The sequence below is a fragment of the Gloeotrichia echinulata CP02 genome, from assembly GCA_038087035.1.
In the GTDB taxonomy this organism is placed as follows: domain Bacteria; phylum Cyanobacteriota; class Cyanobacteriia; order Cyanobacteriales; family Nostocaceae; genus Gloeotrichia; species Gloeotrichia echinulata.
This window is the reverse complement of record CP051187.1, coordinates 5,157,266-5,182,602: the sequence shown is the minus strand read 5'-3', so window position 1 is coordinate 5,182,602 and position 25,337 is coordinate 5,157,266. Positions and strand designations below refer to the sequence as shown.

Genomic DNA, 25,337 nt, shown 5'->3' with positions numbered 1-25,337 from the left:
GCAGCGAATACTTTTTCAACAATTCAAGAATATTTTCTGGCGACATTTAAATGTGTCAAATGTGATAATTAAACTAAAACATCAGAGTCTAAACTTTCGATTTCCAGGTTTCAGGGTCTGGATATTATGCCTTTTGTGTGACTATCTGCTAGTTTTTTGCATAATATAAAAGCATCTGAATAGGCATATTTTCCGATGTAAAAATGAGTGCCAAACCCTGTACCCCCAATCATCAAATAAACCCCGAAACCCCTAGCCCCCTAGACCCCTCAGTTTAAAGATGAAATTTGATAGTGTAAGTTTTTTTACGAAAAACGGATATTTTTATATCTAAAGGTATATGAATGAGTAATTAATTTATGGAAAAATGAAAAGCTTTATACGGACTGAAAAATTTAGTGATTATTACGGAGAGAGTTTTCACGAGGAATACATGGCGTTAAAATGCAATATTTAGCAATAAATGCTATAAGCAAATGCAATACTTGTAAAAGTTACGTCTTACGTCTTTTTACTCTTGCTAAAGTGACAAATCTTGTCCCAATATGGTTTAGCAATCCCAAGACCAAAGATTTTCTCCGTAATCTAAAATTTGCTGATCTTAAAGTGCAATAGTACCCGTGCCTGTGTCTCAACTGCCCTCTCAACCCACTGACAGTAATAGTAGTGCTACGACGGATGTCACACCAGTCGTGGCACTGAAGGAACTCGTGGCTAGGCTGCACCGGGAACAAAACAAAATCCAAGATTTGCTAAGTTCTTTAGGATTTGCCTTAAGAAGCTTCAATAATTTGAATCAATTTTTGGAGCTGATACCGCTGATGGCAACAAGAGTAACAGACGCAGATGGTAGCGCTCTGTTTCTCTACAAACCCAACGGTCAAGTCAGATTAGAGCAGCTACACTGGCAAGATAGTCGCCAGCGTAAAAACATCCGCAAAGCCCTAGAAACAGCTACCAGTCAAATTACACTTATACCAAATACTGCCCCATTAGCAAGCGCCACGGGGATGTTGGACGATCAGATGCATCGTTACTTGGGGCCAGATGTACAAATCTTTGGTACTGCTATTCTGGTGAAGCATACAGAACGGGGATGGCTATATGTCTTAAGCCGCGATCCAGAATATAGCTGGACAGAAACCAGACAAAAATTAGTCCGGTTAGTTGCAGATCAAACAGCAGTAGCTATCGAAAACGATGAACTAGCAGTAGAACTGAGGAAAAAAGAACGCCTAGACCAAGAATTAGAAATTGGTGCCGAAATTCAAAGACGACTCTTACCACGTCAATGTCCCACCATTCCAGGTGCAGTCTTAGCCGCACGTTGTAAACCTGCCAATCGTGTCGGGGGCGACTACTATGATTTTATTCCCACCAATCACAAGCAGATTCAACCACATACCAAAAGTAGCTCGGAAACTGTCCCCTGGGGATTGGTAATTGGGGATGTCATGGGCAAAGGAGTCCCCGCCGGGTTGATTATGACAATGATGCGGGGAATGCTAAGGGGAGAAGTATTACACGGTAATACCCCATCGGGAATTCTGCAAAACTTAAATCGAGTGATGTATGCGGATTTGGAAAATTCCCACCGCTTTGTTACCCTATTTTACTCAGAATATAATCCCCAAACCCAAGTTTTATCTTATAGTAATGCCGCACACAATCCTCCTTTGTGGTGGCACGCAGCCACAAAAACTGTGACCAGATTAGATACCATAGGAATGCTCATTGGTTTGGATGCCAATAGTCAATATGAAGATGCCCAAGCCCAATTAGAGCCTGGGGATACAGTTATTTACTATACAGATGGTTTAACCGATGCCGCTGCTGCAAGTGGCGATCGCTTCGATGAAGAAAACTTCGTTACTGCCTTCAATACTGCTTGTAAATATTGCAATGGTCCACAAGAAATTGTGGATTATCTTTTTGACCAAGTTGAGCAATTCATCGGACCGGATAAGCAAAACACCGATGATATGACATTAGTTGTTTTACAAATTCAATAGTCAGTTGTCATTTGTTTCCCCATCACCCCATCACCCGAAGCGTGCCTGTTAATGGGAAAATGAAAACCAGACATGACGCTTGCCTTGTGTTGCTTCCAGGCGAAAGGAATCTGTAAAAATGTGGAAACGAATTGTATTGATTTTGGTATTGGTATTGAGTTTGGGCCTGAGTAATTCTGGTGTAGCGGCTGCGGCTGGACTCAACAGCTTTGTAGACACTATTGATGGGTATGAGTTCTCATATCCCAACGGCTGGGTGCAAGTTAAAGTTGCTAATGGGCCTGATGTGGTATTTCACGATTTGATTGAGTTTAGTGAAAATGTCTCTGTAGTGATTAGTCCGGTTCCCGAAGGTAAAACTTTGGCAGAACTGGGCACAGCAACAGAAGTAGGATATAGGCTGGGCAAAGCTGCTCTTGCTCCTCCTGGCTCTGGTCGTTCAGCGGAATTAGTCAATGCTGTTGAACGAGAATCTAACGGTAAGATATACTACATCCTGGAATATGCAGTTAAACTCCCCAATAATCAACAGCGACACAACATTGCTAGTGTAGCCGTTAGCCGTGGTAAGGTTTTTACCTTCAACGCCTCGATCCCCGAAAACCGTTGGCACAAAGTTAAATCCATAATTGACGATGCGATAAATTCTTTCTCGGTGTATTAATTGGGATTGGGGCATGGGGCAGAGGGCATGGGGCATGGGAATAGGATATGCTGAATAGGAAATCCTTCTCTCCATCCCCCTCCTTTCCCTATCTCCTCTATTATGGGCATACCAGCCTTTGTCCTAGCCTCCGCTTCCCCGGCGCGACGCCGCTTGCTGCAAACTGTTGGTATTGAACCGATAGTTTGTCCCAGTGATTTTGATGAGTCGCAAATCCAACTGAATGATCCTGGTCAATTAGTGCAAACTCTTGCCAAGTGTAAGGCAGAAACTGTGATTGGGCAATTTGATTCGGCTTTAATCATGGGTTGCGATTCGGTTTTGGCGATTAATGGAGAGATTTATGGTAAACCAGCAGACCCTTCAGAAGCGATCGCCCGTTGGCAAATTATGCAAGGTAACTTTGGCGACCTTTACACAGGCCATACCTTGATTGACCTTTCCCAAAATCGCACTTTGGTAAAATGTCAGGTGACAAGAGTTTATTTTGCTCAAATGAGCGATCGCGCTATTGCAGCCTATGTGGCTACAGGTGAACCCCTAAAATGTGCTGGTGCTTTTGCTCTCGAAGGTTTTGGTAGTCTATTCGTGGAAAAAATCGCCGGTTGTCACAGCAATGTCATTGGTCTGAGTTTACCCCTGCTGCGGCAGATGTTAGCAGAACTTGGATACGATGTTACGGATTTTTGGAAATAGTCAGTCATCCAAAGTTAAAGACCACAGGACTTACCATATCTTCTAGGGTGCGTCAGATTTGAGCTTTTCATGATGAACCACAGATTTTTGCCATCTCACGCACCCTACGAATGTGCCCGGAGAGTAGGTCCATGACTCAATACAGTTCAGTTAGACTCCAGTGGTATACAGTGTAGGGGCACGGCATCCAAAATCTTTTCTTCTAATGACAATTTTATTCGTGCCGTGCCCCTACGACAATTTTCCTTCACTGAACTGTATTGGTCCATGACCAATAACAAAATTCCCCCATCTTCCCATCTGTAGGCTCTGTTACGTTTTCCTGCAACTGATGAATGTAGAATTCATTTAACCAAAGTTTGATGGAGTCAGAAAAAATCTTAGGGAGAACAGTTAGGTCTTTGGAATGGATATCCAAAGATGCTTCGTTGTCTTCATTAGCTATCAGCAAGCAACCCTATTTGCAGATTGACCAGCAAGTTAAGGAAAATATGATGTTAACAATACTCGAAGTAAGTAGACCCAAATAAACAAAACTATGTACTTTACGTAAAGTTACCTGAAACCTTTACCAATCAACAATAGCACAGCACCATCATACTCCACGGTATCACTTCAATTAGGGAACTCCAAAAAATAAAAACAACCACTTGAAGTTGTTGACTGTTGACAGTTATCAGCCAAAAGTTGCGATTGAATATTTTTTATTTCAGAAGTACCTTAACCAGATGTATCTCACCACATTTACCAAAGCATCTATTCCGTGGCACAAGATCTGTAGGCTCTAAAAGTCTTTAAAACTAAGAAAAGTTTCTTCATGATTGGCAATGTTTAAGACATTTGTCACAAAATTATCTTTGTTATAAGCGGCTGAATTGGCTGTTTATTCAATACATTTTGTGAGTCATATAACTGTGCGTAAGTCGGTGGAAATAAACATAACTATGTCAGTAAATATCTACCTAAAACTTTTGCAAATGACAAATGACAAATGACAAATGACAAATAACAAATGACAAATGACAAATGTGAATTTTATGGACGCCGACCTACTTAACTCACTTGTTTTTACTACCATCAGCACAATTTAGATAAACGGGCAAAACATACCATGTCAAGGGTGACTGAGAAGCCAAAGTTAAGGGAGCAGCCACTTGAACAAGCTAAGGTTTGGTGGAGCATTGCTGTAGCCTTACCAATAGTAATCGCGGCGGGTTTATTAGGTACAGCTAAAATTGAGCAGCTCAAAAAGCTAGCCTCCACTGTATCAATTAACCCAGTTGCTCACAACATTAGTGCTGTGGGGCGTTTGGAACCGCGAGGAGAGGTGATTAAATTATCTGCACCAACAGCAGGAGTGCAAAGCAGTTCAAGAATTCAGCAACTCCTGATCAAGGAAGGAGACCGAGTGAGCAAAGGTCAAGTGGTTGCGGTTTTGGACAATCACGAAACCCAAGTAGCAGCGGTAGAACAAGCCAAAGCAAAACTGCAGGAATCTCGTGCTAATTTAGCGCAAATTAAAGCAGGTTCCCCAAGAGAGATTCAAGCTCAAACATTTGTAATTGCTCGCCTACAAGCGCAGTTAGGTGGTGAAAGGGATGCTCAACAAGCCAGCATCACTCGCATCGCAGCTCAGTTAAGTTCAGAAAAGGTCGCCCAACAAGCAACGATTAATCGCCTAGAAGCTGAACTCGAAGGGCAAAAAGATACTTTAAGAGCAACGTTGTCTAGGATACAAGCAGAGCAACGCAATACTCAAGTCGATGCTCAACGCTATGAGATGTTATACAACGAAGGTGCTATTTCCCAACAGGAACGGGATAGAAGACGCCTAAGTGCAGAAACTAGTAATCAGCAGGTTGTTGAAAGCCAAGCCACCTTGAAACAGGCGATCGCCACTCTCAAACAACAAATTGCTGAGGGTAGAGCCAACCAGGTAAAAACTTTAACAACTTTGCAACAGCAATTGATCGAAGCCAAGGTGAATCGCGATAAAACCATCGCTACTTTACAACGCCAAATAGAGGAAGAACAAGCCAAATTGAACCGACTGATGGAAGTTCGTCCTACTGATGTGCAAGTGGCACAAGCACAAATCAGCAATGCGATCGCAATGCTAAGAAAAGCGGAAGCAGAGTTGAGGTTGAGCTATGTCAAAGCACCTATTAATGGTGAGATTTTAAAGATCCACACCAAATCAGGAGAAGCCATCGGTCAAATGGGTATTGCTGAAATTGGCCAAACCGATCAGATGATTGTTATCGCTGAAGTACCTGAAGATAGTATTAGTAAAGTGCGTCTCGGTCAACACGCTATTATCACTAGTGATAATGGCGCATTTAACGGCGAATTAAAGGGAACTGTCACTGACATTGGCAGACAAATCGGCAAAAAAGATGTACTCAATACAGACCCCGCCGCTGATGTTGATGCGAGAGTTGTAGAGGTAAAAGTTGCTCTCTATCGAGAAGATAGCCAATTAGTTGCAGGGTTAACTAACGCTAAGGTAATGATTGAAATTAATTCTAAGTAAGCAGGTAAATGGAAATAAACCTAATACCGCTACGGGGAATTAACAATTCAATATTTACATCAATATTCACAATTAATCCAACTTCAGCTTTTGAGAGATTTGGAATGGGTGTTTTATTTACGCCGTGCTGTACTAGTACTTTATGTAAACACACAAAAACCCTTACCAATGAGCAATAATCAATGACAAAGGACGACCATGACCAGTAGTTTCATTGTGCCCACTTACTTAAAATGAAAGGTAAAATACCTCTATCATGGCTACAACTAACACGAGAAAAAACACGTTTAGCGGTGGCTCTAGCAGGCATCGGTTTTGCTGATGTTCTGATGTTTATGCAACTCGGTTTCCGAGATGCTCTATATTATAGCAATGTTCGCCTACATACTAGTTTGCAGGGTGATATTGTTTTAATTAACCAGCAATCTAATGCTGTACTGTCAATGAAAAGCTTTTCTCAACGGCGGTTATATAAAGCTTTAGATTTACCAGCAGTACAATCAGTACATCCTATATATTTAGACTATACAAGTTGGAAAAATCCTGAAACAGGACGCCCTCGTAGTATCCTAATTTTTGGCTTCAATCCAGAGGTTAATTTATTCAATTTATCTGGAGTTGAACAAAATTTAGATAAACTAAAACTGCCTGATGTGGCTTTATATGACCGTTCTTCTCGTGTAGAATATGGTCCCATTGCTGCCAATTTTGAGCAAGGTAAAACTGTGATGGCAGAAGTAAGAAGGAGGCGAATTAAGGTCGGAGGTTTATTTACTTTAGGTGCATCCTTTGGAGCCGATGGAAATTTAATTACTAGTGATGTCAATTTTTTCCGAATATTCAATAATCGTCAACGAGGATTAGTTGATATTGGTTTAATTAGATTAAAGCCCGGAGCAGATGCTAATACTGTTGTCAAAGAGTTGAAAAAATATTTACCTCAAGACGAAATAAATGTGTTAACCAAGCAGGAATTTATTGATTTCGAGCGTAATTACTGGGCAACTAGTACCGCGATTGGGTTTATTTTTACTCTAGGGACAATTATGGGTTTTATTGTGGGAACTGTGATTGTTTATCAAATACTTTATACTGAAGTTGCTGATCACTTGGCTGAGTATGCAACCCTGAAAGCAATAGGATATACACAAAATTATTTATTAACCGTGATTTTACAAGAAGCTTTGATATTAGCAATTGTCGGATATCTTCCTGGATTTACTTTTGCTATGTTTTTGTATAAACTTGCTAGAGATGCCACACTTCTGCCAGTTATCATGAGTCTTGAACGTGCTATTTCTGTAATAATTTTGACTATTATTATGTGCTTTATTTCTGGAGCTATTGCTGTCCGTAAATTGCGCTCTGCCGACCCAGCAGATATTTTTTAATTAGTTGTCATTGGTCATTGGTAAGTATTTTTGTAGGGTGGGCAATGCCCACCTTATTACTCAGAAAAATTGGCTACATTAACAGCACTCCTAACTTTTAGTAAATAAATATGAATCACAAATTATAAATTAAAGCTGAAATCTGGGGTTTTGGCAAAATTAATATTTTATAATTTATAAGTGAGGAATTATAATTTCTTATGGAAACTCCAGTTCTGTCTGGTAACTGCCAATTTATCGATAATCATTGTATGAAGAAAACGGAACCTGTAATTGCCATTAAAAATCTCAATCATTACTATGGTAAAGGTACACTGAAAAAACAGATTTTATTTGACATTAACCTAGAAATTTATCCAGGAGAAATTGTAATTATGACTGGTCCATCGGGGTCAGGTAAAACCACATTACTCAGCTTGATTGGTGGTTTACGGTCGGCTCAAGAGGGAAGTCTGAAATTTTTAGGTACAGAACTATTGGGTGCTAGTCAGAACCAATTAGTACAAGTCAGGCGCAAAATTGGTTATATTTTTCAAGCTCACAATTTGCTGGGGTTTTTAAGTGCTAGGCAAAATGTGCAAATGGCGGTGGAATTGAATGACAATATTGCCCAAAGCGAAGCAATTGCTAAGTCAGAAGCTATGCTAAAAGCAGTTGGGTTAGACGAACGAATTAATTACTACCCAGACAATCTTTCTGGTGGGCAAAAACAAAGAATTGCAATAGCTCGCGCCTTGGTTAATCGTCCACCACTGGTGCTAGCAGACGAACCAACGGCTGCATTAGACAAACAATCAGGACGGGATGTTGTGCAAATCATGCAGGGACTGGCCAAAGAGCAAGGAACTTCGATCTTGTTAGTGACTCATGACAACCGCATTTTGGACATTGCTGATCGCATTGTCGAAATGGAAGATGGTCTTTTAGCACGTGATTCCCAAAGTGTAGTTATCAATCACGATTCTTGATGATAAAATTTTGACATAAAATTATGCACCCTCAAGTGATGATCATTATTTAGCAAAGCCTGAATTTTTGATTTCAGATTGTCGCTGCTGTTTTGAGTTATTAGCTTGGCGACTAGTGCGAAAAGTCACATTTACGCCTTCATTCGATTGTTCCAGTACTAGTAAAGGCGTAGGCTTCGCCTTTTGATCCCAATGCATTGAGGCAATCCGACCTTGAATAGTTGGTTGCCAAGTATCTTCGTCTTCCATTGGGCTAAGGTAAGTTTCAATACAATCAATAATTTGGCTAATAGTAGCAGAAGTTGCTTGTGTTGGTAACTTCATTAACCTAATTTGAATGCGAAACAGCACTCGTTTAGCAGAGTTTGGTGGAGTCCCAGTTTCATACTCGACATCAAAAATCTCATCCACCTGTCGTGCGGCGTTACTGGCAATTCCTACTGTACCTTGTTGGGCTTGACTAGGACGCAGAGCTTGAGAAACTTTTTCTTTAACCTGGATTTTAATTTGATTAATGACCGCAAAATGAAACACCTCCTCTGACATCCGCATTCGCAGATAATCCAGGTTAAAGTCCCGTGAATTCACCAAGTCGGGATTAGTTTCCATTTTGCGAATTGTTTCCAGCGCTAGCTTAAACTTTTTTTCTAGTTCCCGCGCCCGGAATTGTTCAAATTTATTTTTTTTCTCCAGTTTATTAATCAAAATTTTGCTATAAACAATCAAAGCAATCACCGCAAAAGTCAGCCCCCCAGAGGTGATGACCAACAATGGTGGTATTTGCTGAGTGCTAGTAGATACTTCGTGATATTCCTTTTTTGTCTTTGACCCTGAGGATTGGGCAATCAATATGGAACTAAACATGATGATAAACTAAAAAACTTGACTTCTGAAATTTAGGATGCCCCAATCTTGTCTGTCATTCGGCATTAACATTGTATTTTTTTTATAGCTTGACAGAAACTTCATATGTATAAACACTGTAACTTTACTCCTGGGCTGCCGACAAATCCCTCAGCAGTGGACTGTATTCCCAAAAACTCCAATCACAGGGATGAAATGATATTCAACTAGGTGTACAAGAATACTGGCTATTTGATCCCCAAGGCGAATGGGTGGAACAACAGTTACGCGGTTATCCCTTGCGGGGACATCCATAGCAAGCCTCAATTGCTGATGAATTGGGGTAGTGTAGCTTTTGCGACAGTTCGATAAGTAGCATATACTGGTAGATTAGTTTCTACTTATCAAACGGGGTTTGGCGATTTCTTATATATATATATGTAAGCCTATGTAACCTATAGGACTTTACATTGACTACTCCGTGCCCTAAGATAGAACCTGGTTATCAAATCAACCTAGTGAAATCTGCCTGGTGCAAAGAGAAAACCCTGTTATGTCCGAAAAAACGTCATCTCAACATACTAGATAGTTTTATAACTATAGTTTGATGTTACAGATATGGGATCGCTATTTGAGATATCAGCAATCAATAAGTTAAAGCAATACCATTTTCAGATTTTCTTTGTTATTTTGTATTTAACGGGACAGTTATTCGCCATGTGGCAGGTTTAAATATCAATTAGTTAAACCATTTCTCAGCCAATATCCTGTAAACTAATCTCTTGTGTTTGTATAACTTATATTGTCAAGCACAATACAAAATGCAGATATAGACTGCATAGTAATACTGCAAATCCACAAATAGTTAATCTACCCAGGAAAAATTTTACTTACAATTATGCTTAAAACAACTAATCGGCGTATTGTTCTGCCTGCTTTTGTTACCCTTGTAGGCGCAGAAAATCAAGCAGGTAGTGCCAACCAATTTGCTCGACGTAAATTTGATTTGTTGCAACCATTACGTCAATGGCTTGATGATATCAAGATTCAAAATCGTCAATTAGCCCAATTTATTGCCAAATTGATTCCCGCACAATGTCCATTTGAGCGTGATATCATAGTATTTGGTCGAAAAATAGCCCACATTCCGCCTATGTGCAAACTAAATCCGCTTTACGATGAATTTGTCAGCTTGCGTTTTCGCGCTCTTTGTTATTTAGTAGATGAATGTGGAGAAGATATTCAGTCTTACTGTTGAAGAAAATTACGCAAATCGCAGCATGGAAATTAAAATTGAGCATCAACCAAGTCAAGAACACCTCAATCACTTAGGTATTTCCAAATGGGCAATTTGGCAGAAGGAAGTATCAAAATTTCCTTGGACTTATGATACTCAAGAAACTTGCTACTTTTTGACAGGTGATGTAATTGTGACGCCTGATGGTGGACAGCCAGTACAAATGGGTAAAGGAGATTTAGTAACTTTTCCGGCTGGGATGTCTTGCACATGGGAAATTACAAGCGACGTAAAAAAACATTATTCCTTTGATTAATCAAGCGTCAAAAGTTATTCACCTTGGGTAATGCTGGTTAGCATAAAAATGTTTCTTCCCACAACTATTTTGATAAGGGCATTAATCAAAAATGTTACTACATTTGAGTACCTGGCAGGAAGTCGAAGCTTATCTACACCAGTCTAAGGGGATTATATTTCCCATTGGGTCTACTGAGCAACATGGTCCAACGGGATTAATTGGCACTGATGCAATTTGTGCAGAAGCGATCGCCCGTGGTGTGGGTGAAGCTACCCAGGCGATTGTTGGTCCGACAATCAATGTGGGTATGGCACTCCATCATACCGCCTTTCCCGGTTCTATTAGTCTGCGTCCCAGCACTTTAATTCAGGTGGTGCGAGACTATGTAACTTCTTTAGCCAAAGTAGGTTTTACCAAATTTTATTTTATCAATGGACATGGCGGCAATATCGCCACCCTCAAAGCCGCTTTCTCCGAGACTTACGCCCACTTAGAAGATTTGCAAATTGCTAACGCACAACAGGTACAATGTCAAGTAGCTAACTGGTTTATGTGCAGTTCAGTATACAAACTAGCTAAGGAATTATATGGTGATCAAGAAGGTTCCCATGCAACCCCTAGTGAAGTAGCAGTCACCCAGTATGTTTATCCAGAGGCGATCAAGCAAGCACCCCTCTCACCAGAAGTTGGAACTGGACACAGTATTTATAGTGCGGCTGATTTTCGCCGGCGTTACCCAGATGGACGGATGGGTTCCAATCCTGCTTTAGCTACCCCAGAACATGGTAAGCAATTTTACGATTTGTCCGTGAAAGAACTCACCAATGGGTATTTGGAATTTGTGAACGCAGAGTAAACCTCACGCAAAGGCGTTATATCAAATCCGGTAGCATCTGAATGTTTAAAAAACCGCAGAGGCGCTGAGGGTGCAGAGTTAGAAAGAGGAATAGTTCCGATACAACCGCATTTGATATTACAGCAGTTTTCAGTTGATTGAACCACAGATTTTAGGGGGTTACAAGTTGGAGCTAATAAGTGTAATAATTTGGTATTTGGTCAAAGTAATCGGTACTGCCGGATTTACAGGATGCCGATGATTCCTTAACAATAAGATGATTTTGTCAAAGCACATTATTGTTTTCCTATCATTCGGCTAACTTGTTCCAAGGGTAATGGTTTTCTTTGAAGACCTTGAAAATGCTCAATTTTTTGCAGTTGAGAATTTGCCGTGTTAAAGTTGCTTAAATTCAGCAAAACAATATCTTCGTAAACTGCATCCTGCGGAATTTTTACCTCTAAAATTATTTGTTGTAAATTATTTTGATTAATGGCAAGATTTAGATATTTCAGAAACGAGTCTCTTTTTTTAGAACGAACGCTGAGTAAATACCAATTACCACTAATAGGTTCTGGAAATGATGGTTCAATAGGTTGTACTGGTGACATATTTTGCTGTGATGATGGTTGTGAAGTATCTGGTAATCTCAAAATTTCTCAGAGATTTTTCAGTTTAGCAAGTAAAGAATCTTTATTCAACCATTCTGGAAAATAAAATTTATTATTTTCCAGTGAGGAAGTTTTTGTTTTTAGCTGTTGATCATTAAAATCTAAAAAATCTAAAAAATCTAAAATTTAGTTTGTTAACAGCATCTACCAATGATTCTTTTGTCTCTTTTTTCAAACCCCGACTTGGCTATATTTGTAATATCATTATTCACGGTTGGCAACTTACAGCAATTTTCATTCATTTGAACCACAGATCTTCGTAGGGGCGCAAGGCCTTGCGCCCCTACCCTGTGGTCTATTTACCTGAAAATGGCTGTAATAACAATCAAGAAAAGCAACTTGCGTTACGTTTAATATGATTAATGTGAATCCCAACATTACTGGAACCATTACCATCGCCATACTACCTCAAGACAATGGACAGTATATTTGCCAGTTATCACCGTCTCTGAGCGATTCTCCTAGAGAGGATACAAAATGCTACGGTTTTATCCCAATTCAAAAAATCTTTGCAACACATCGATAATCTGTAGGGGCGCAAGGCCTTGCGCCCCTACCCTATCTGTCCCATTCTTTTTTCAAATTGGTTTTATTTCTAAGCGGGCGGCGGGAATCGAACCCGCATTAATAGCTTGGAAGGCTATAGTTTTACCACTAAACTACGCCCGCAAATTTCCAACTTTCACAGTATAACACAGTGCTATCTGAAAGTCAAGCATCCAATAATTAAGGTTGCGGCTGTATTTTGATACGTACGGTGAGGTTGCTAGGCTTAGGATCTTGAGGATCGATATCGTATGCGGGTTCAAATTCCCAGCCATTAAAGACTTGATTGGTGAGGAAGTCTTCATATTGGCTTTTTTGTTCTGGCGACATGACTGGATCGGCGATCGCCACCTTCTCAAGTTTGCCTTTCTCAGAAATCGTTAATATAACCTTTAATTCTACAGGCTCTCCAGGCTTCTGTTCAATAAATTTTGTATACTCCAGACCCTTGGTAAATGGCTGGTTGCTGGGTTTGATTTTAGCTTGGTTAGTGTGTCTATCCCTTTGTCCCTGTTCCGGTTCTCCAACAATAGTCGCCATGAGGCTTCCACCTGTTGCGTTAGGGTGTCGTGAAAATGGCTCTGATTTATTAGTATTAACTGTGTTGTCAGGTTGCTGTTGTTCAGCTAGTTGACGTTGCTGTTGTTCAGCTAATTGACGTTGCTGTTGTTCAGCTAATTGATGTTGACGCTGTTCAGCTAGTTGACGTTGACGTTGTTCAGCTAATTGACGTTGCTGTTGTTCAGCTAATTGACGTTGACGCTGTTCAGCTAATTGACGTTGACGCTGTTCGGCTAATTGACGTTGACGCTGTTGAGCGATCGCTTTTATATTCTTAGCGATAGAGATTTTATTCTCATCTGGAGTAATACCTACAGGTTTTGCTGTTAACTTATCCCTGGGAACAACTTGCGTTGATAAATTAGCTGTTTGTAACTTTTGAGTTATGGCTAGTGGCTTTGGCGTGACTGGTTTTGGTTGATCCGGAACTGATTTTACCTTAGCTATTGGTTTTGCAGGCGATTTTTTCTTTTGAGAAACCTCGATAACTTCAATTGGAATATTGGCTTGGCTTTCCTGGCGCCACAATAAGCTCAATTTATATGAATTTATCAGCCAGAAAGCCAGTAAGTGTAAGGAAACTGAACCTATGACTACAACTAACCACAAACTAGGTGGGTCTGTATGTCGCCGACAGACCTTAGCGGGAATTGAAGTTTTGTCTGCAAGCGATGATGTCATACGAAATGTAAATATACCTGAAATCGTTACCAATAACCAATAACCAATGACGACCAAAGCCTGTAAGATTTATTTGCTATTTGCGCCCACCTACTTAATTTGAGCGCTTCGCCATTAGCTCTGGTTTCACAGCAAAAGTTAGAACTGTTTCGTCTATTCCTTTAAGTTCTAGAGGGCTACCTTTAGTAATTTCTTCGTCCTGCAAATAATCTGCCACAGCAGCAGAGACTAGGATAGTACCGGGAATAGCAGCAGATTGCAACCTCGCCGCAATATTCACACTAGGACCGATCGCAGTATAATCAGCACGTTCGGCGCTACCAAACATTCCCACAACTGCTGTACCTTGGTGAATACCACAACGAAATTTGACACCTCCATGTCCGCTAGCATCTAAGATACGTTGATCTTGCCAGCGTTGATTCAACTTTTCCAATGAGCGGTGCATTGCTCTGGCTGTATTGATGGCTCGACGTACCTGTTCATTTGGGGTTAGTTCTTCTGGCGCTCCATATAAAGCTAAGATAGCATCTCCCATAAATTTATCCACAGTGCCGCCATTATCAAATACAGTTTTAGTCATAACTTCTAAATACTCATTCAGCAACTCTGCCACTCGTCGAGATCTGAGAGTATTTGCTAGCTGGGTAAAACCAACAATGTCACTGAACAAAACGGTGATTAAGCGCGGTTCTGGTCGCAAATCGAGGGTTAAATCTCCCATAGCGGCTTTTTGCACCAATACAGGCGGTAAAAAGCGCTTTAGCACCGATTCTGTCAGATAAGTATTTAGCTCCACGACCTTGCGTTCATTTTCCTTTAAGGCTAAGAGATTCCTAACTTCTGCAAGAAGTTCCCGGTCATTAAATGGTTTAGCTAAATAAGCATCTGCGCCATGTTCTGTGCTTTCGATGCGAGTCTCCTCATCAACTTTCGCCGTGAGTAAAATGATTGGTGTTCCCTTTAATTTATCAGTGTTGCGGATCAATTGAATCATTTTGAGTCCTGTCACCACAGGCATCATTAAATCAGTGATAATCAAGCTGGGTGAAAAGTCCTGAGCTATTTGGAATCCTTCGGCACCATTACGAGCCGTGTGTACTTGATAGCCGTTTTTGCGGATAATATCAGATACATAGTTTCGCAAATCTGGGTTATCATCGACAACCAAAATTGAGTGACCATTGTTGCCATTATTGGAATAGCCGCTTCCCTGGGAGTCTGGAATAGGAGAACTCAGTGATAAATCCGTGGGAATACTTTCGAGGTTGCTTGATGTTGGCTCTATTAGTTCTAAATCAGCTAATTCCACGCTAGCGCGGCTTGTGTTCAGTTCACAAGGCATTTCGATCACTTGCTCATGAGGTAGGTGACTATTGCCAGTTAGTAGACCTAGGGTAAAAGTAGTACCTTCACCGTAAACGGAATCTACAGTTACTTTACCACCGTGCAGTTCCACTAATTCTTTAACCAAAGCCAAACCCAAACCACTACCTTCATAGGAACGGTTTTCTGAGCCTTCAGCTTGGCGGAAGCGTTCAAATAGTTGGGGAATTTGTTCTTTAACAATGCCAATTCCCGTATCTTGTACTTGTAATATGCAGCGATCGCCTAGATATTCGAGTTTTACCCCAATCGTGCCACCTTCAGGAGTAAATTTCATAGCATTCGACAAAAGATTATAAACTACCTTGTCAAATTTTTCCATATCCAAGTATACTGGCGGGCATTCACCCAACTGCGTCAGCAGATGCAATCCCTTTTTTTCACAGTAAGGGCGAAACGACTCGACAATTTGACTGATAAATTCGATTAAATCACAGGGGCGGAAACTTGGCTGCATCCTCCCAGCGTCCAGACGTTGGAGATCGAGCAGTTGATTTACCAATCGTAGCAAACGGCGGGAGTTACGTAGAGCAATTGTACTTTGAGCGTAAGATAACCCCTCACCCAGCCCCACCGCTGACTCTAAAGGCCCTTGAATCAAGGTAATAGGTGTGCGGAACTCATGGGAGATATTTTGGAAAAATTCGGTTTTTTGTTTGTCTAATTGTAATAAGCGTTCAGCTTGTTCACGAGTTTTTTGGTATAAGCGTGATTGTTGCACAGCGATCGCCGCTTGGGCTGCTACTGCTTTCGCCAAATCGATCTCCGAAGCTAACCACTTACGTGGTTTACCACCTTCCCTCAGCATGATACTACCGATACATTTGCCATCAGCCAGCAAGGGAACAATGATCAGCGATCGTGCTGGCATTTTCAAAGGCAAATCAAACCCCTTGATTTCTATGGGACAATGACTCATATCCGCAATTACTATCGGCTCCTGTGTCCGCAAAATTTCTTGCAGAATCGGATTGTCCTTAATCGGGGCTTGAAAGCGCGGTAATTGCTGATTATGTGAGTGATTATTATTACTAAATAATTTCCCTGCTTCTGGCTTGAGGGCATCCGCTAGCTTTTGAGAACTGTCATACAAGCCCACACACTCGACAAATTCATCTTCCTCTGTCCATAAAGATAGAACGCAGCCATCAACTTGTAAAGCTTGTCCCAGTTGTGCGGTAATAGCCGCAAAAATATCTTGAGGGTCGAGGCTAGAGCGAATCGCAGTCGTAATCGTATTCACCAGCTGCTGGCGCTTGGCTAAGGCACGTACTTGCTCATAAGTATATGCCTGAGATAAAGCCAAAGCAGCCTGATCTGCGACCATTGAGACTAGCTTCACCTCATCTTCCCCCCAGACCCGGGGCTGATAACATTGGTGTAGCGCCAGTACTGCCATTAGTTCCTGTTGGCAAATCAGGGGCACAACTAAGCTGGAGCGAATACTAGCTGCATCAAAAGCTATCTGGCGTTGGCTCAGTTCTGGAGTATCGCCCTGGATGCGCTCATCATCCACGACATTGTGAATTACCTGTACTTCGCGAGTTTCCCAAATCGTCTGCGCCAGTAGGGTGGAGGGGGACAGGGGGAGATTGGGGGCTAGGGTTTCCCCCGTTCCTCGAAGATGTTCCGGTTCGCGAAGTGTACCGTTGACAGAGTGTCCCGGAGGAAAGGGAAGGGTAGTGGGGTTTGGGGGTGAGGGAGAGAAAGAATGATTTTTTCCCCCACTTTCTGACTCTGGGACTTTCCCAGTTTGAGTCTTCTGGTAAATGAATCCTTCATCAACCAACTGTCCATCTTGGAAGGGGCGTAACAGACATACATCCACTGCCAACATCTGACCCACGGTATCAACAATTGCTTGTAAAATTTGTCGATAGTCTAAAGCGCTGCGAATCGTATTGGTGATACTATTCAGCAGTGATTCTTGACGCAGGGTGCGCGTCAGTTCGCGGGTTCTGGCTCTGAGAACATTGTGGGTGTCCAACGCTTGGCGGACTACAGCTTTGAGTTCCTCTGCTTCCCACGGTTTGGTAACATATTTGAATACCTTACCAGCGTTGATGGCTTCCACTAGGTCTTCGACATCAGTGTAGCCAGTTAAGATAATCCGAATAATATCTGGATATTGAGTCGCTGTCAGGCTCAAAAATTCTGTCCCGCTCATGATCGGCATCCGCTGATCAGATATGATCACTGAAATCTCTGCTTCTCGGGCAAGCAGCTCCAGTCCAGCAGGACCAGAAGTTGCTCTGAGCACCTTATAGTCACGATAGAAGGTGCGGTAAAGCAAGTCAAGGTTGTCTGGTTCATCATCGACAACCAAAATTTTCGGCTTACTGTTTACTTGGGATTTCATGCACCGCTTTTCTGCTGCAACGGCAGTTGGATAAAGAATAATCTGATCAGGTAGGGATTTTTCTGAGTCAGGTAAGAACAGAGCATTTCGACCAATAAGGCTATTTGGCTACATGACTGCTGTGTGTAAAAATATGTACTCACAGTAATTTGCCTCAAGGGCTTGTACCAATTGCCATTTGCTCTGGTGCAGGGTAATTCCTTTCATCGTCAGTTTGACTGTTACAGCGTTGATACTTGCTTGCCAAAACTACCCTTTCCTCCGGCGAGAACTGTCCAATACTATATACAGCGCTTAAGGCTGGCTGAAAAACCCATCTGTAGCTGCATATTAAGTTTTCCCGTTGCAACCGTTGCACTAACACTGGTAGGTAAATTTTATTTATGGCATTCATGGTGAAGTTAGCAATATTACAACAATAAGATTTAAGTCAAAAGTATACTATTAGACAAATCTCTCTTTCCAATTTAGCAATCAATCAGAAGCATCACTAAGACAAGTGACTGTATTTAGGGATTGGGGATTGGGGATTGGGCACTGGCGTTAGCTGGGATTGTCTCTATCGTCTGAGAACTACCAGTGGCGATCGCTTCTCTACCCTAAAAAAGATATTCCCTGAACCGCCTGAACTCAGGCTGGTGGATCTATCAGAAAAATGGGTTTAAAACCTCGTCCTTCTGGGACGGCTTTATATTGATTTACCAGAGTTAGATTTACCACTAAATATGTTAAAATGGCCAAATGTTAACCATGAATTACAGCTATCGAATCTACCCGAATATCACTCAACAGCAATCGCTCAAAGAGTGGATGCATATTTATCGCCTTACCTATAACTATGGGTTGAGAGAAATTAAAGACTGGTGCAATAGCCCGAAATGCATGGTTTATAGATGATCGAGAAGAATAAGCAGATTGTATTTATTGATAGGTGGTATCCCAGTAGCAAAACTTGTTCTAGTTGTGGGTACGTTTTAGAAGGTTTAGACTTATCAGTGAGAGAATGGCGTTGTCCATCCTGTCAAATAGTTGGGGCATCAACTATTGGGTTAGGTGGTGTAAGTCGGGCTACGCCTGCAATTGCTGTTAGCAGCCCAGAATCCCCGCTCCTTTAGGACAGGGAGTATGTCAAGACACCTCAAATAATGTTTTGTATTTTCTTGAGTCCACGACCATAAGCTAATTTGCCATCTCAGCGCAAGTTGAAGGCTCTGGACTGCTAAGAGTTTTCATACAGGTTTGTTGGTGTTTGCGGATATTTGAGAACATTTTTCCTGTATTAAATAAATACTAAACTAGCCTTGACATCCTGGTTTTTTCACCCATACCACCAAGATCCTGTCACACCAGCCCCCGATCTAGCCGAACGCCAATTCCAAATCCGTGCGGCTACACCTGCTGATTTGAGTGGTGTTGCCCACATTATTTCTGAAAGCTTCCACTCCCAAAATGGTATATGGGGATGGGCTTTTCCGTTGCTACGTTTGGGTATTTATGAAGACTTAAGGCATCGCCTAGCATCCCCTGCACCCCATAATGTTTGTTTGGTTGCTGTTGATACTACAGCAAATGGTGCTAATCACTTAGTAGGCACTGTGGAACTGGGTGTGCGTTTCAATGATTCGTGGACACACTCAGGCAAGAGTTTTCCTTACCTGTCTAATTTAGCTGTTCGTCCCAAATACCGTAGACATGGAGTAGGATCAGCCTTACTGATGAACTGTGAAAAAGTCTCTCAGGATTGGGGATTTCAAGATTTATACCTCCACGTTTTGGAAAGTAACCACCAGGCACGACAGCTTTATTTCAAGCTGGGATATCGGGTGCATAAAGTCGAATCTAACTGGAATTTTTTTCTGTTGAACACCTCACGGCAGATCTTGTTACACAAACACATTAAAGCTGATTCCATTATCTGATTTTTCTTTTTTTTAAGTGCAAATTTTCATATTCTTCTTAACACCTAGGTAAACATATTAATAGCTCTATAGCTCCTCTTTAAGTTTAAGGATTGCTTTTTTACTCTCAATCATACATCTTTTAACGAAATTCCTCTGAAAAAATTTAATATTATTTATATTTAGTCAAATCAGAAGAACTATCATCCAGAGGCTTTAAACCCATTTCTTTGGTAAGTAGGTCGGCACAAATAAAGTATGGGGGTAAGTCCAGACTCCTCTAATAGTCAGGATCTTCATTTGTGCAGCCCTGCTCGACTAGGGTTCGCCGGCTTAAAGGAAGTGGCTTCATTGGTCAGGGTTTCAGACAGATTTACGTTTGGTAACACACTTTGCTTGATTTTTCCCTACTTTTTCCCTACTAATTTATTTTTTACTCATCATGAGGACACTGGTTTAACCCCTTTAGACCTGTTTAATCCTCAATTTCTAGAGCAGAGAACTTGTCTGAGGACACGCTTATGCGAATGCACTCTCTTTGGTAGGTCTTTAAACTCTTGCCTTAAACGTAGTAATTGGATTACTTAGATTGGTCAGACTAGGAGTTTTTCAACCCCATGCCTTTAGGGATGGGGTTTCTGACAAGCCTTCCAGCGGAAATATCACAAAAAAGTTGAAGCTTTACCAATTATTTACGATTGTTGCATTTTCTAAAATAAACAAAACAAATATAATATACAAATATTCTATATTATTCTGCTTAACAAATATTAAACTCCTCATAATAACTTTGTATTTAAGATGTTCATCTTTATAAAAACTTTAAAAAAAACCGACTCCAGTCGCAGACAAATCCAGTTAAATCCCATAAAATATTATTACTCAATTGCTGAACAATGCCTATTTATTCCTATCTTAGTTAGATTAGCCAAAAAATTTTTGAGAATAATAAAAATCAAAAATTTCATTTGATTTTACACAAGTTCCGGTTTTGAGTGCATACTACTACCTAACTATTCCCAAGTTTGAAAAAACATGGATAGCGAACAGCGCCCACGCTATCAAACTGCTATGGTATCAACTTATTACCCTGACACCAGTTTCGTTGACCATTTTGTCATGCCAAATGGAACTGAGCAATCACATGGCTCGGATATCCTCACACTTTTGCATAGTGGAAAGGTTTTTATCGTCAATAGTCGCAGGCGGAATGGGTTAATTCTGTTTAAACGCTACCATGCAGAGTTTGCCGGACCTGGAGCAGCGGTGGGAGGAGATTATGATTGGGATTGCCAAAGGGTAATACCTATAGGCAACCTGTCTTTATTAACTTCCGAATCTTATGAGGAGCGGCAGAAAGCCTACCTAATTAGGCGGCAATGGATTCGTTTAATCAAACAAATTACAGAAAACCCGGTGGCTGTGCAACGAGTTCAGAAGATTCTCGATCAATTTGAACAGTACTTTCCACTGGAGATGGTAACTAATCTACCCGATGTTGCCTTTGCCCTTTTAGTGGGTGTGCTACCACAAACAGTTGGTATAGTCCGCCGTTCGGGGAGCTAGAGCAATGATGACCTGGGCATTCTATCAGTTCTCTCAAACCCTTGAACATTTGTGTAACCGCTACGGTTCCAAATTGGTAAGAATAACTGAAGAATATACATCGAAGACCTGCACAAAATGCGGTCACGTTCATAGAAAACTTGGTAGTTCTAAGAACTTTAAATGCCCTACCTGTGGTTATGAAATACCACGAGATTTTAATGGAGCCGTGGGGATTTTCCTCAAGGCAATGTGGGATACCACCAACACTTACTCAGTTGGTGATGTTGTACTGGATGTTCACGATATCTCAAATGTCGGAGAATGTCTCGGTTAAAAGTATCAGCGATAGTGATGTCAGGGTGAGGGATTGCCAAATCAAAAAATTAACCTGTAGTTAAGCGTAGTTGACCGTTGATTCCTAACTGTCAACAACTCCAGTTAGCATAATTTATTTATCTAGTTCCCGAAAGTGTGACGATGACAATTAAAATTGTAAATTGCCCAAAGCCGCTTGTAGTCGATTCAGGGTGCGGTAGTTTTCTTCAATCGTTCCTACTGTAATTCGCAATCCTCCGTTAAGCAGCCGTACAAGAGTTCCAGACTTTGCGAGTGTCTGGTGCAAAATTTTTAAAGCAGTGTCTTGTGGGTGAGAAGCATTTGCTTTAAAACGCAGGTAAATAAAATTAGCCGCACTTTCAGCGACTTCTAATGCTGGGTGTTGGGACAAAGCCTCGATGAGTTTGTCTCGTTCAACTAGGGTTTGGCTAATTGACTCCAGCAAGAGTTGGCGATTTTGCAAAGCAATTAATGCTGCGGCGATTGAGAAGCTGGGAAGATTGTAAGGTAAGCGAATTTTTTCTAAAATGGCGATCACTTCCTGTTGAGCAATGCAATAGCCAACGCGAAGAGACGCTAACCGGAAAGCTTTAGAAAAAGTGCGTAGGACTACCCAGTTAGGACGCTGTGCTAATTCGCTGACTAGGGTAGCTTGACTAAATTCAAAGTACGCTTCATCAATGACTACCAAAATCTCCTCACTCAGACTTCTTAACCATGCCAATTCTGCCGTAGTTAAGCGATTAGCCGTAGGGGAATTAGGATTAACGACAAAAATAGCCCGAATTGGAGGATTTTGAGTATTTTCGATAGCTGACTGCGCTGCTTCTAAGTCAATTTCAAAATTGGCTTCACTTCTAGCCACCGCTACGACCGGAATACCCAAACTTTCAGCGACAATCTTGTACATCGAGAAAGTGGGATTGGCAACTAAAATTGAACCTTCTCCTTTGAGACAGGTGGCAATTAATAAAGAGCGGATCAATTCATCTGAACCATTGCCTACAGAGATATTAGCAGCAGTCACAAAGGATGACGAAACAGAAGCTGACTCATTGACATACTCCGCGATCGCTTCCTTAAGTGTTTCATGTCCCCCATCAGGATAACGATTTGTTTCAATTACTTGCTGATAAGTCCAAGCCAGCTTCTCTTTTAATTCAGGTGGCAAATCATAGGGGCTTTCATTTGTATCCAGTCGATCCAATTGCGCTGGCACAGCTTTGCCAGTATCGCTACTAGGGTGGGGTTTATAGGCGGTAAATTGGGCTAAATCTGACCGGATGAATGGAAGCATAGTTTTAGTCAAGAGTCAAGGGTCAAGAGTCAAGGGTCAAGAGTCAAGGGTCAAGGGTTAATCAACAGTAACAGAAAAGCTAACAATTACTACCAATTAATCACTTATGCTCCGACACCAAATCATCTGATACTTTTAACCGAAACATTCTCCGACATTTGAGATATCGTGAACATCCAGTACAACATCACCAACTGAGTAAGTGTTGGTGGTATCCCACATTGCCTTGAGGAAAATCCCCACGGCTCCATTAAAATCTCGTGGTATTTCATAACCACAGGTAGGGCATTTAAAGTTCTTAGAACTACCAAGTTTTCTATGAACGTGACCGCATTTTGTGCAGGTCTTCGATGTATATTCTTCAGTTATTCTTACCAATTTGGAACCGTAGCGGTTACACAAATGTTCAAGGGTTTGAGAGAACTGATAGAATGCCCAGGTCATCATTGCTCTAGCTCTTCACCACAGTGGTAAACCATGAGATATTTTTCCTGTTGCCAATGCTGTACAGCTTCATCCCCTAGCTTGGGCAACCAATGAGATAAAAATCCAAAGGCTGGTGCTAAGAGGACTAGGCGTTGCACTTTTGACATACTCCCTGATCTGAAAGTTCAGGGATTCTGGATTCAAACAGCAATAGCAGGCATAGCCCGTCTTACATCACCTAGCCCGACAGACAATGCCCTGCCTGTTGCCACTATTTTACCAAAAAGCCGTCCTAGAAGAACGGCGGCTCTAGACCCAAGCTTTCGGTAAAAGCGCCCAAACTTGAGCCTATCAGCGTCAAAGGCACAGATTCATCAGGAAATTCCGCAGCGACTTGAGTGATCTGACGAGTAATTGTCAGGTGAGAAAAATCACCAGCATTGAGATCAGGAATTTTCAGCTTTGTGTGAATTTCGGCAAAGCGATCGCGTATATAGCGTGCTTTAGCAGAATTAGGACTAGAAGCAAAGCCATGAAGATAAATGTACTCGGTACGCATGAAACTTTTCTCAGTTGTCAGTTGTCCTTTACCAATGACCAATAACCAATGACCAATAACCAAATTAGCGCATGGTGACAAATTCTTCTGCAGATGAAGGATGGATACCGACGGTGGCGTCAAAGTCTTTTTTGGTCGCGCCCATTTTGACGGCGATCGCTACACCTTGAATGATTTCTGCTGCATTGTCTCCGACCATGTGAGCGCCGAGAACTTTGTCAGTGTTGGCATCAACTACCAACTTCATCATGGTTCTTTCTTGTGTAGTGGTTAAACTATAGTACATCGGACGGAAGCGGGTGCGAAAAATTGTCACTGCATCACCAAGTTTTTCTCGTGCTTGGGCTTCAGTCCAGCCTACTGTTGCGGCTTCGGGGATAGAAAACACTGCTGTGGGGACAGTCTCATGACTAAATTTGCGGCGGTTGTTACCAAATTCGCTATCAGCAAAGGCGCGACCCTCACCAATTGCTACGGGTGTTAGATTTAAGCGATCAGTAACATCGCCCACGGCAAAGATATTTGGTTGACTAGTTTGACTATATTCATTTACAGAGATCGCATTTGTGGTGCTGTATCCCGGCCCTTCCACGGAACTGGGAACGACATTAACCCCAGCATTTTCCAAACCCAGTCCGTCTATATTGGGACTGCGACCGGTCGCCACCAAAAATACATCGGCAATTACGGATTCTTCATGTTCGCCAGTTAACGACAACTTCAAGCCTTCCGGCACTTGCTCAATTGCTGTGACTAAAGTATTCTGGAGGATGCGAACACCGTGATTGATCATTCCTTCTTGAATACCAGTGCGGACATCCTCATCAAACCCCTTCAATATCTTTTCACCCCTGGTAATTTGTGTCACCTGGCAACCAAAACCGCGCAATATGGAAGCAAATTCCGTGCCAATATAACCAGCACCAATAATGGCAATGTGCTTTGGCTGTTCTTTGAGGTGAAAAATTTCGTCGGAGGTAATGGCATATTCCATACCCGGTAAATCTGGTTTGATGGGACGCCCCCCAACCGCAATTAAAATTTTATCGGCTGTAATTTTGCGTCCATCGACTTCTACGGTATGGGGATCTACTAAGGTAGCACGACCAGGTATTAGTTCTACTCCGGCTTTTTCTAAAAAACTGATATGTAGTTGCGACAGTCGCCGGACTTCCTTGTCTATGGATGTGATGAAATGTTCCCAGTCTAACTCTGTCTCACCTACTTTCCAGCCATAGCCTGTAGCCTCTTGGAACAGTGCGGGAAAGCGAGAGCCATAGACCATGAGTTTTTTGGGCACGCAACCGCGAATCACACAAGTACCGCCAACTAAATCATTTTCAGCGATCGCCACTTTCGCCCCGTAGCTAGCAGCTCGTTTGGAAGCCGCCAACCCCCCAGAACCGGCACCAATTACAAACAGATCGTAATCAAACGTCATAATTTATATGTCTCTCTCGCAAGAATGTACCGCCTGAGATATCACGCAAAGAATTTAATTGAACTACAAAAAAATATTTTCAGCCACTCTGCGTAAGTCGTGCCCTTGATTTAATCTAGCGTTAGTAGATGCTCTGGTGTTAGAGGTTTGT

At 41.6% G+C, this 25,337-nt stretch carries 21 protein-coding genes, 1 tRNA gene and 4 pseudogenes; 15 read left to right on the top strand and 11 right to left on the bottom strand.

The window, feature by feature from the left end:
- The first annotated feature begins 620 nt into the window (after positions 1-620).
- From HEQ19_22885 to HEQ19_22860, 6 genes are all read left to right on the top strand, one after another.
- Positions 621-2,012 (top strand): PP2C family protein-serine/threonine phosphatase, encoded by a 1,392-nt coding sequence (locus HEQ19_22885; GenBank protein ID WYM01929.1) that lies wholly within the window; start codon positions 621-623, stop codon positions 2,010-2,012.
- A gap of 118 nt (positions 2,013-2,130) precedes the next feature.
- Positions 2,131-2,676 (top strand): photosystem II reaction center PsbP, encoded by a 546-nt coding sequence (gene psbP, locus HEQ19_22880; GenBank protein WYM01928.1) that lies wholly within the window; start codon positions 2,131-2,133, stop codon positions 2,674-2,676.
- A gap of 102 nt (positions 2,677-2,778) precedes the next feature.
- A complete protein-coding gene (locus HEQ19_22875) occupies positions 2,779-3,372 on the top strand; it encodes a nucleoside triphosphate pyrophosphatase (GenBank protein ID WYM01927.1) in 594 nt (197 codons plus the stop codon).
- Positions 3,373-4,483: 1,111 nt separating this feature from the next.
- Positions 4,484-5,905 (top strand): HlyD family efflux transporter periplasmic adaptor subunit, encoded by a 1,422-nt coding sequence (locus tag HEQ19_22870; protein ID WYM01926.1) that lies wholly within the window; start codon positions 4,484-4,486, stop codon positions 5,903-5,905.
- 233 nt (positions 5,906-6,138) lie between these two features.
- Complete coding sequence (gene devC, locus HEQ19_22865) at positions 6,139-7,296, top strand: ABC transporter permease DevC (GenBank protein WYM01925.1); 1,158 nt, start codon at positions 6,139-6,141, stop codon at positions 7,294-7,296.
- A gap of 251 nt (positions 7,297-7,547) precedes the next feature.
- A complete protein-coding gene (locus HEQ19_22860) occupies positions 7,548-8,264 on the top strand; it encodes a DevA family ABC transporter ATP-binding protein (GenBank protein WYM03555.1) in 717 nt (238 codons plus the stop codon).
- Between the two features lie 45 nt (positions 8,265-8,309).
- Here HEQ19_22860 and HEQ19_22855 read toward each other — a convergent pair whose 3' ends face one another.
- Positions 8,310-9,128 (bottom strand): hypothetical protein, encoded by an 819-nt coding sequence (locus HEQ19_22855; protein ID WYM01924.1) that lies wholly within the window; start codon positions 9,126-9,128, stop codon positions 8,310-8,312.
- A gap of 203 nt (positions 9,129-9,331) precedes the next feature.
- Between HEQ19_22855 and HEQ19_31275 the strand changes: the two are divergent.
- From HEQ19_31275 to HEQ19_22840, 4 genes and pseudogenes are all read left to right on the top strand, one after another.
- Positions 9,332-9,415, top strand: a pseudogene (locus HEQ19_31275) (Uma2 family endonuclease).
- Positions 9,416-10,005: 590 nt separating this feature from the next.
- Complete coding sequence (locus HEQ19_22850; GenBank protein ID WYM01923.1) at positions 10,006-10,365, top strand: Mo-dependent nitrogenase C-terminal domain-containing protein; 360 nt, start codon at positions 10,006-10,008, stop codon at positions 10,363-10,365.
- A 22-nt stretch (positions 10,366-10,387) separates the two neighbouring features.
- Positions 10,388-10,660, top strand: a complete 273-nt coding sequence (locus HEQ19_22845; protein ID WYM01922.1) for a cupin domain-containing protein — start codon at positions 10,388-10,390, stop codon at positions 10,658-10,660.
- A 91-nt stretch (positions 10,661-10,751) separates the two neighbouring features.
- Entirely contained in the window at positions 10,752-11,498 is a 747-nt protein-coding gene (locus HEQ19_22840) for a creatininase family protein (protein WYM01921.1), read from the top strand.
- A 275-nt stretch (positions 11,499-11,773) separates the two neighbouring features.
- Here the strand turns inward: HEQ19_22840 and HEQ19_22835 are convergent, their stop codons facing one another.
- From HEQ19_22835 to HEQ19_22815, 5 genes are all read right to left on the bottom strand, one after another.
- Complete coding sequence (locus HEQ19_22835) at positions 11,774-12,130, bottom strand: chromosome segregation ATPase (GenBank protein WYM03554.2); 357 nt, start codon at positions 12,128-12,130, stop codon at positions 11,774-11,776.
- 616 nt (positions 12,131-12,746) lie between these two features.
- Positions 12,747-12,817: transfer RNA gene (locus HEQ19_22830), tRNA-Gly, on the bottom strand.
- Between the two features lie 57 nt (positions 12,818-12,874).
- Complete coding sequence (locus tag HEQ19_22825) at positions 12,875-13,936, bottom strand: cell envelope integrity protein TolA (GenBank protein WYM01920.1); 1,062 nt, start codon at positions 13,934-13,936, stop codon at positions 12,875-12,877.
- A gap of 94 nt (positions 13,937-14,030) precedes the next feature.
- Positions 14,031-17,681 carry a response regulator gene (locus HEQ19_22820; protein WYM01919.1) on the bottom strand — a complete coding sequence of 1,217 codons (3,651 nt, stop codon included), beginning with the start codon at positions 17,679-17,681 and terminating at the stop codon, positions 14,031-14,033.
- A 154-nt stretch (positions 17,682-17,835) separates the two neighbouring features.
- Positions 17,836-18,075, bottom strand: a complete 240-nt coding sequence (locus HEQ19_22815) for a hypothetical protein (GenBank protein ID WYM01918.1) — start codon at positions 18,073-18,075, stop codon at positions 17,836-17,838.
- 136 nt (positions 18,076-18,211) lie between these two features.
- Here HEQ19_22815 and HEQ19_31270 point away from each other — a divergent pair, with 136 nt between their 5' ends.
- The 5 genes and pseudogenes from HEQ19_31270 to HEQ19_22790 all read left to right on the top strand — a co-directional run bounded on the left by HEQ19_31270 (position 18,212) and on the right by HEQ19_22790 (position 21,461).
- Positions 18,212-18,346, top strand: a complete 135-nt coding sequence (locus HEQ19_31270) for a hypothetical protein (protein ID WZI66989.1) — start codon at positions 18,212-18,214, stop codon at positions 18,344-18,346.
- 234 nt (positions 18,347-18,580) lie between these two features.
- A pseudogene (locus tag HEQ19_22805) lies at positions 18,581-18,796 on the top strand (zinc ribbon domain-containing protein).
- Positions 18,797-18,964: 168 nt separating this feature from the next.
- A complete protein-coding gene (locus tag HEQ19_22800; GenBank protein ID WYM01916.2) occupies positions 18,965-19,600 on the top strand; it encodes an N-acetyltransferase in 636 nt (211 codons plus the stop codon).
- Positions 19,601-20,614: 1,014 nt separating this feature from the next.
- A complete protein-coding gene (locus tag HEQ19_22795) occupies positions 20,615-21,145 on the top strand; it encodes a hypothetical protein (protein ID WYM01915.1) in 531 nt (176 codons plus the stop codon).
- Positions 21,146-21,149: 4 nt separating this feature from the next.
- Complete coding sequence (locus HEQ19_22790; protein ID WZI66988.1) at positions 21,150-21,461, top strand: transposase; 312 nt, start codon at positions 21,150-21,152, stop codon at positions 21,459-21,461.
- Between the two features lie 150 nt (positions 21,462-21,611).
- Here HEQ19_22790 and HEQ19_22785 read toward each other — a convergent pair whose 3' ends face one another.
- The 5 genes and pseudogenes from HEQ19_22785 to gor all read right to left on the bottom strand — a co-directional run bounded on the left by HEQ19_22785 (position 21,612) and on the right by gor (position 25,186).
- Positions 21,612-22,760 (bottom strand): histidinol-phosphate transaminase, encoded by a 1,149-nt coding sequence (locus HEQ19_22785; protein ID WYM01914.2) that lies wholly within the window; start codon positions 22,758-22,760, stop codon positions 21,612-21,614.
- Between the two features lie 135 nt (positions 22,761-22,895).
- Positions 22,896-23,207 (bottom strand): transposase, encoded by a 312-nt coding sequence (locus tag HEQ19_22780; GenBank protein WZI66987.1) that lies wholly within the window; start codon positions 23,205-23,207, stop codon positions 22,896-22,898.
- Positions 23,208-23,218: 11 nt separating this feature from the next.
- Positions 23,219-23,347 (bottom strand): annotated as a pseudogene (locus tag HEQ19_22775) (YqiA/YcfP family alpha/beta fold hydrolase).
- A gap of 173 nt (positions 23,348-23,520) precedes the next feature.
- A pseudogene (locus HEQ19_22770) lies at positions 23,521-23,745 on the bottom strand (YqiA/YcfP family alpha/beta fold hydrolase).
- A gap of 64 nt (positions 23,746-23,809) precedes the next feature.
- A complete protein-coding gene (gor, locus tag HEQ19_22765) occupies positions 23,810-25,186 on the bottom strand; it encodes a glutathione-disulfide reductase (GenBank protein WYM01913.1) in 1,377 nt (458 codons plus the stop codon).
- Positions 25,187-25,337: the final 151 nt, after the last annotated feature.

What these genes read in the sequence shown, in the direction of transcription:
- HEQ19_22840 (WYM01921.1), top strand. Translation starts at nt 10,752, where the DNA reads ATGTTACTACATTTGAGTACCTGGCAGGAAGTCGAAGCTTATCTACAC.
- HEQ19_22875 (WYM01927.1), top strand. Translation starts at nt 2,779, where the DNA reads ATGGGCATACCAGCCTTTGTCCTAGCCTCCGCTTCCCCGGCGCGACGC.
- HEQ19_22820 (WYM01919.1), bottom strand. Translation starts at nt 17,681, where the DNA reads ATGAAATCCCAAGTAAACAGTAAGCCGAAAATTTTGGTTGTCGATGAT.
- HEQ19_22850 (WYM01923.1), top strand. Translation starts at nt 10,006, where the DNA reads ATGCTTAAAACAACTAATCGGCGTATTGTTCTGCCTGCTTTTGTTACC.
- HEQ19_22815 (WYM01918.1), bottom strand. Translation starts at nt 18,075, where the DNA reads ATGAATGCCATAAATAAAATTTACCTACCAGTGTTAGTGCAACGGTTG.
- devC (WYM01925.1), top strand. Translation starts at nt 6,139, where the DNA reads ATGAAAGGTAAAATACCTCTATCATGGCTACAACTAACACGAGAAAAA.
- HEQ19_22785 (WYM01914.2), bottom strand. Translation starts at nt 22,760, where the DNA reads ATGCTTCCATTCATCCGGTCAGATTTAGCCCAATTTACCGCCTATAAA.
- gor (WYM01913.1), bottom strand. Translation starts at nt 25,186, where the DNA reads ATGACGTTTGATTACGATCTGTTTGTAATTGGTGCCGGTTCTGGGGGG.
- HEQ19_22860 (WYM03555.1), top strand. Translation starts at nt 7,548, where the DNA reads ATGAAGAAAACGGAACCTGTAATTGCCATTAAAAATCTCAATCATTAC.
- HEQ19_22870 (WYM01926.1), top strand. Translation starts at nt 4,484, where the DNA reads ATGTCAAGGGTGACTGAGAAGCCAAAGTTAAGGGAGCAGCCACTTGAA.
- HEQ19_22780 (WZI66987.1), bottom strand. Translation starts at nt 23,207, where the DNA reads ATGATGACCTGGGCATTCTATCAGTTCTCTCAAACCCTTGAACATTTG.
- HEQ19_22825 (WYM01920.1), bottom strand. Translation starts at nt 13,936, where the DNA reads ATGACATCATCGCTTGCAGACAAAACTTCAATTCCCGCTAAGGTCTGT.
- HEQ19_22790 (WZI66988.1), top strand. Translation starts at nt 21,150, where the DNA reads ATGATGACCTGGGCATTCTATCAGTTCTCTCAAACCCTTGAACATTTG.
- HEQ19_22845 (WYM01922.1), top strand. Translation starts at nt 10,388, where the DNA reads ATGGAAATTAAAATTGAGCATCAACCAAGTCAAGAACACCTCAATCAC.
- HEQ19_22855 (WYM01924.1), bottom strand. Translation starts at nt 9,128, where the DNA reads ATGTTTAGTTCCATATTGATTGCCCAATCCTCAGGGTCAAAGACAAAA.
- HEQ19_22795 (WYM01915.1), top strand. Translation starts at nt 20,615, where the DNA reads ATGGATAGCGAACAGCGCCCACGCTATCAAACTGCTATGGTATCAACT.
- psbP (WYM01928.1), top strand. Translation starts at nt 2,131, where the DNA reads ATGTGGAAACGAATTGTATTGATTTTGGTATTGGTATTGAGTTTGGGC.